Genomic DNA, 1410 nt, shown 5'->3' with positions numbered 1-1410 from the left:
CGCGGCGCCGCGGGCGCCTGCACAACCGCTGGTCAGCGGCCTGCCCGACTTCACCAACCTGGTCGAACAGGTCGGCCCGGGCGTGGTCAACGTCGACACCACCATCGTCCGCAACAACCGCCAGGCCTCGCGCGGCCCGATGGGCGACGATGACATGCCCGAGTTCTTCCGCCGCTTCTTCGGGCCTGACTTCCCGATGCCGGGGCAGGGGCCGGGTGGGCAGGATGGCGGTCCCAGCATCAAGGGGCGTGGCATGGGATCGGGCTTCATCATCTCGCCCGATGGCTATGTACTGACCAACTACCACGTGGTGGCCGATGCCAGCGAGGTGAAGGTCAAGCTGGGCGACAGCCGCGAGTTCACCGCCAAGGTGGTGGGCAGCGACCAGCAGTACGACGTGGCCCTGCTCAAGATCGATGGCAAGAACCTGCCCACCGTGCGCGTGGGTGATTCCAACACCCTGAAGCCGGGCCAATGGGTTGTCGCGATCGGCTCGCCGTTCGGCCTCGACCATTCCGTTACCGCCGGCGTGGTCAGCGCCGTCGGTCGCAGTACGGGGGGGCCTGACCAGCGCTACGTGCCGTTCATCCAGACCGACGTGGCGATCAACCAGGGCAATTCCGGCGGTCCGCTGCTGAACACCCGCGGCGAAGTGGTCGGCATCAACTCGCAGATCTTCTCGGCCTCCGGCGGCTACATGGGCATCAGCTTCGCGATCCCGATCGACCTGGCGATGAGCGCGGTCGAGCAGATCAAGAAGAGCGGCAAGGTCACCCGCGGCCAGCTCGGCGCGGTGGTCGAACCGATCGATTCGCTGAAGGCGCAGGGACTGGGCCTGCCGGACAGCCGCGGCGCGCTGGTCAACCAGATCGTGGCCGGCAGTGCGGCCGCCAAGGCCGGCGTGCAGGTGGGCGATGTCATCCGCTCGGTCAACGGCAGCGCGGTCAACAGCTGGTCCGACCTGCCGCCGCTGATCGGTGCGATGGCGCCGGGCAGCAAGGTGAACCTGGTGGTTTACCGCGACGGCAAGCCGCATGAGCTCAGTGCCACGCTGACCGCACTGAGCGAGGACGGGCAGGGCAATGCCCGCGGGCCGTCGGCTGGCGCTGGCGAGGCGGCTCCGCAGACCGGTGCCAACGCCCTGCTGGGGCTGGACGTCAGCGACCTGAACGCGGCCCAGCGCAAGCAGCTGGGGCTCAACGGCAATGAAGGCGTGCGCATTACCGGGGTCAAGGGCCAGGCAGCACGCGATGCCGGCCTGTCGCCGGGCATGGTGATCCTGCAGGTCGGCCGCACTGCGGTTCCACTCTGGTAGCTCATCCAGGAACAGCACGCCGTGATGGGCCAGCGAGATCTCGCCGGGGCAGGGCGGATTGCCCCCACCCACCAGCGCCGCCGCACTCGCGCTGT

Annotated in this window: 2 pseudogenes; one reads left to right on the top strand and one right to left on the bottom strand. The window is 68.7% G+C overall.

The features are described 5' to 3' along the window. A pseudogene (locus tag ABGA94_RS13225) lies at positions 1-1303 on the top strand (Do family serine endopeptidase); the annotation flags it as partial. Here ABGA94_RS13225 and ABGA94_RS13220 read toward each other — a convergent pair. Beyond that, a pseudogene (locus tag ABGA94_RS13220) lies at positions 1286-1410 on the bottom strand (ATP-binding protein); the annotation flags it as partial. The pseudogenes ABGA94_RS13225 and ABGA94_RS13220 overlap by 18 nt on opposite strands.

Source organism: Stenotrophomonas sp. 3diitr2024, from assembly GCF_042136455.1.
Taxonomy (GTDB): Bacteria; Pseudomonadota; Gammaproteobacteria; order Xanthomonadales; family Xanthomonadaceae; genus Stenotrophomonas; species Stenotrophomonas sepilia.
This window is presented reverse-complemented; position numbering and strand designations above follow the sequence as displayed.